Origin of the sequence: Calderihabitans maritimus (genome assembly GCF_002207765.1) — a bacterium.
Lineage (GTDB): Bacteria > Bacillota > KKC1 > Calderihabitantales > Calderihabitantaceae > Calderihabitans > Calderihabitans maritimus.
The window spans coordinates 1-4,851 of record NZ_BDGJ01000090.1 but is presented as its reverse complement, the minus strand read 5'-3'; the positions used below and the strand labels follow the sequence as shown (position 1 = coordinate 4,851).

Sequence of the window (4,851 nt, the reverse complement as noted above, 5' to 3'; positions counted from 1 at the left end):
GCGGCGGGCTGAAGCCTTTCCCGAGCCACAAGGCTGAATATTAGAGTAAGCCTTGTCGTTACCGCGCGTTAAGCGGAGGTGCGATGAGCACGGTGAGGGACTGGCGCTGTGAAGTGCCAGTAAACAGGGTGGTACCGCGAGACTAAGGCCTCGTCCCTGGGAAAGCAGGGGCGGGGTTTTATGTTTTGGAAAAATTTGTTTAGGTGGAGGGTGAAAATAATGAGACGATTGACGGGGGCAGAGCTTCGCGAAGAGTTCCTTAGGTTTTTTGAGAAAAAGGGACATACCATTGTTCCGAGTTCTTCTCTGGTGCCCCATAACGATCCTACATTATTGTTTACCAATGCAGGTATGGTCCAGTTCAAAGATGTTTTTCTAGGTTTGGACCAGCGGCCCTATAAAAGGGCGACGACGGCGCAGAAATGCGTCAGAGCTGGGGGCAAGCATAATGATTTGGAAACCGTAGGGCGGACAGCTCGACATCATACCTTTTTTGAAATGTTAGGCAACTTTTCTTTTGGTGATTATTTCAAACGGGAAGCCATAACTTTCGCTTGGGAATTTCTAACCGGGGTCTTGGAACTTCCTCGGGAACGCCTGTGGGTAACTATTTACCAGGATGACGATGAGGCTTATAACTTATGGCTGGAGCTGACGGATATTCCTGCGGACCGCATTGTGCGGATGGGGGAAAAGGACAATTTCTGGGCTATGGGGGATACCGGCCCCTGTGGCCCCTGTAGCGAGATCCTAATTGACCGGGGAGAAGAATTTCGCTGTCAAGCGCCGGAATGTGGCATTGGAAAATGTGATTGTGACCGGTGGCTGGAACTGTGGAATTTGGTCTTTATGCAGTATAACCGGGACGCCGAAGGAAATCTTACCCCACTTCCCCGTCCGAGTATTGATACCGGCATGGGTCTTGAAAGAGTGGCTTCCGTTTTACAGGGTGTAAATTCAAATTTTGATACCGATCTTATCCGGCCGCTTATTGAGGCGGTGGAAAACCTCAGCGGTAAATCATACCATGCGGGCGAAGAGGGATTTCCTTTCCGGGTGATAGCCGATCATGCCCGTGCGTGTACTTTCCTGGTAGCCGACGGAGTCCTGCCCGGTAATGAAGGACGCGGTTACGTTTTAAGACGCATCTTGCGGCGGGCGGTACGTTTTGGGAAGGTGTTGGGAATTGAATCTGCCTTTCTTTATAAACTGGTACCGGTAGTAGTAAGTATTTTGGGTGGCGCTTATCCGGAAATCGAAGAGAAGCAGGAGTATATACAAAAGGTTATTCGCTTGGAAGAGGAGAGGTTCCGGGAAACCCTACATGAAGGAATGAAGGTGGTTGCGGAAATCATTGAGAAGGTGAAAAAAGAAGGAAGGAATGAGATTAGCGGAAGGGAAGCTTTTGTTCTTTACGACACTTACGGTTTCCCCCTCGACCTTGCGGAGGACATTGCGGAGGAGAATGGATTAACTGTGGACCGGGAGGGCTTTGCCGAGGCTATGGAAGAGCAGCGGCGGCGAGCTCGGGCCGCCCGGGAAGACGCAAAAGCTTGGCAGGGAGCTGTGTCTTATGCCCACCTGCTGGGAGAGGTGGGTCCGACTGAATTTGTAGGTTATGACCGTTTCGAATCGGCAGCCAAGGTTCTGGTGGTAATTAAGGGTGAACAGGTGATAGATAAGGTTGAAGCAGGAGAGGAAGCACAAGTAATTTTAGATATTACTCCTTGCTATCCGGAAGGTGGTGGACAGGTAGGAGATACGGGAATAATGACCTGGGAGCAGGGAGAGGCAGTTGTTTCTGATACTAAGCGGCTACCTGACGGGAAGATTATTCACTTTATCAAGGTACTAGAAGGAACCTTGAGCGTTAATTCCTGGGTTAAAATAGCCGTGGACGAGGAAAGGCGCCGGGCAGTGGCCAGAAATCATACGGCTACCCACCTGTTGCACAGGGCATTAAAGGATATCCTGGGAGAGCATGTTAATCAGGCGGGCTCTTTGGTAGCACCAGACAGATTGCGTTTTGATTTCTCCCATTTTTCAGCTCTTTCTGCTAAGGAACTGAAGGATATAGAAGACTTAGTCAACCGGCAGATTCTGAACAACCTCCCAGTGCAGACCTTTGAAACTTCTTTCGAAGAGGCCAAAGCCATGGGAGCAACAGCTCTTTTTGGTGAGAAATACGGAGAAGAAGTACGGGTGGTGCAAATAGGTGACTACAGTATGGAGCTATGTGGCGGCACTCACCTTCGATCGACTAGTGAAGCAGGCATTTTCAAGATTATTAGTGAGAGCAGTGTGGGAGCCGGTATTCGCAGAATAGAAGCTCTGACGGGAACAGGTGCGCTGAAATTTTTCCGGGAAAATTATGAGGTAGTGAAGGAAACAATCTCGCTCCTTAAATGTCAACCGGAAGAATTACTAGGTAAAGTAGAGGAGTTACTGCGTACTATACGGGAAAAAGATAGAGAGATAGAGTCCCTGCAAGGCAAATTGGCTAGATACGAAGCAGAACAACTTTTGGATCAGGTACAAAGGGTGGGAGAAGTTAGACTGCTGGCCGCCCAAGTTAGGGTGCCTGACGTTGAAACTCTACGCTCTATGGGAGATTTACTGCGGAATAAGTTGGGTTCGGGAGTAATTGTTTTGGGAACTCCTATTGAGGAAAAGGTAAGCTTTGTGGCCATGGTTTCTAAGGATTTAGTTGAGAGAGGAGTACATGCGGGGAACTTGATTCGGAAAGTAGCCCAGGTAGCCGGTGGTGGTGGAGGTGGCCGGCCGGATATGGCTCAAGCTGGTGGCAAAGAAGTGGCCAAGTTAGAAGAGGCCCTCAGCCGGGCAGGGGAATTTTTAAAGGAACAGCTCGGGATTTAAGGTAGAGCTTCCAAGCAGGTCGCTCGGATATCGTTCCGGGCGACCTGTATTTCCTGGTTCTCAAGGTTTTTTAAGGAAGTTGAAAGGAATAAAAACTTTGGTAGCGAATAAAATAGGTATAGTTTAGTTTCCGGGGGTGGTACCCGATGGCCAGAGATGGTCTGGAAGAAACCGTAATGTTTCAGGTGGAAAAAGAAACAGGAATGGGTGCCAGGGAAATCCTGGAGAGTGTTTATAAGGCCTTGAAAGAAAAGGGCTACAATCCTATAAACCAGCTGGTGGGCTATCTCCTGTCCGGTGACCCGGCGTATATAACCAGTTACAAAAACGCTCGCAATCTGATAAGACGCTTGGAGAGAGATGAATTATTAGAGGAACTGGTGAAGAATTATTTGGAAAAATAGTTGTCACCGATTTCATGGCCCCTGTTATCGAAACGGGGTTTTTATTTTTTGAAGCTTAAGCGGGTGAATTTCATGCAATATGTACGGTTAGGTAATACCGGATTATTAGTTTCCCGGCTGTGCTTCGGAACCCTTACCATCGGTCCCCTGCAGGCCAATCTTCCCTTACAAGAAGGAGTTGCTGTCCTGCGCCACGCTTTGGATTCAGGGATCAATTTTATTGATACGGCCAAGAGTTATGGAACGTATCGGTATATTCGGGAAGCTTTGAGATATAGTAAAAATAAGGTGATTGTAGCTACTAAATCTTACGATTACACCTATACGGGTATGCATCAAAGCGTGGTAGAGGCCTTGGAGGAAATGGGTTTAGAATATATAGATATATTCCTCCTCCATGAGCAGGAGAGCAGGCTTACCCTGCAAGGTCACCGACCGGCCCTGGAGTATTTACTGGAGGCCAAGGAAAAAGGAATTGTTCGGGCAGTTGGTATTTCCAGCCATTCGGTTGAAGCGGTGAGAGCTGCTGCTGCCATGCCGGAGATAGATGTTATCCATCCCTTGGTTAACCAAGCGGGAATAGGAATCCGGGGTGGGAACCTGGATGATATGTTGGAAGCGATAAAGGAGGCCTACCGGCAAGGAAAAGGAGTATATGGTATGAAGGCCCTCGGAGGGGGTCATTTGATTTCTCAGGTGGAAGAAGCCTTAAAGTTTGCTTTTTCGCTACCGTGGGTACATTCGTTTGCCGTAGGTATGCAAAGCATTGCTGAAGTAGAATTCAATTTAGCTTTGCTGGAGGGCAGAAAACCTCCGCCAGAAGTATTGAGGCACCTGGGCGGCAGAAGGCGTTTTTTGCACATTGAGGAATGGTGCCAGGGATGTGGAAGCTGTGTGGAAAGGTGTCCGTGGGAAGCGCTGGAAATAGTGAACGGTAGAGCACAGGTTGACCCGGGCATTTGCGTTTTATGTGGTTATTGCGGGGCTGTATGCCCGGAATTTTGCATCAAAGTGATTTAAATTCTGAGGAGAGACACCAAGATGCGTATAATGGGACTGGATATAGGGGAAAAAACTATAGGAGTAGCTCTTAGCGACCCTTTGGGATGGACGGCACAGGGTCTCACTACGCTCCAGCGACGGGGAAACTTGGAAGAGGATATTAGCCGCATTCAGGAACTGGTGGAAGAATACCAGGTAGACAAGGTGGTGGTAGGTTATCCACGCAATATGGATGGCTCTTCTGGTCCTCAAGCCGCAAGGGCAGAAAATTTCGCCGTTTTATTGAAAGAAAAAGTCAAGATACCGGTTATCTTATGGGATGAACGGTTGAGTACGGTGGCGGCCGAACGAACACTTTTAGAAGCCGACCTTTCTCGACGAAAGAGAAAAAAGGTAATTGATCGGGTGGCTGCTGCGTTAATCCTGCAGGGTTATTTATATTATGAGGAAAAAAGAAAAAAATAGAAGATTAGTCGGGTTAGTCCAGGTACAGGTGTCAATAACTTGACAAAATGTCACCCCAAAAAGGGGTTAATTATCGTGAGAAAATGTCACTTTTATAGTGAAG

At 48.1% G+C, this 4,851-nt stretch carries 4 protein-coding genes; all 4 read left to right on the top strand.

Annotated elements, in window-relative coordinates; all coding sequences use genetic code 11:
* Positions 1–219: 219 nt before the first annotated feature.
* Entirely contained in the window at positions 220–2,877 is a 2,658-nt protein-coding gene (gene alaS / locus KKC1_RS08085) for an alanine--tRNA ligase (protein ID WP_143288711.1), read from the top strand.
* A gap of 146 nt (positions 2,878–3,023) precedes the next feature.
* The gene (locus KKC1_RS08080; protein WP_088553963.1) at positions 3,024–3,281 is read left to right on the top strand and encodes an IreB family regulatory phosphoprotein; all 258 of its coding nucleotides are present in this window, start codon (positions 3,024–3,026) and stop codon (positions 3,279–3,281) included.
* Between the two features lie 72 nt (positions 3,282–3,353).
* Positions 3,354–4,301 (top strand): aldo/keto reductase, encoded by a 948-nt coding sequence (locus KKC1_RS08075; RefSeq protein WP_088553962.1) that lies wholly within the window; start codon positions 3,354–3,356, stop codon positions 4,299–4,301.
* A gap of 21 nt (positions 4,302–4,322) precedes the next feature.
* Positions 4,323–4,748, top strand: a complete 426-nt coding sequence (gene ruvX, locus KKC1_RS08070) for a Holliday junction resolvase RuvX (protein ID WP_088553961.1) — start codon at positions 4,323–4,325, stop codon at positions 4,746–4,748.
* The last annotated feature ends 103 nt before the right edge of the window (positions 4,749–4,851 follow it).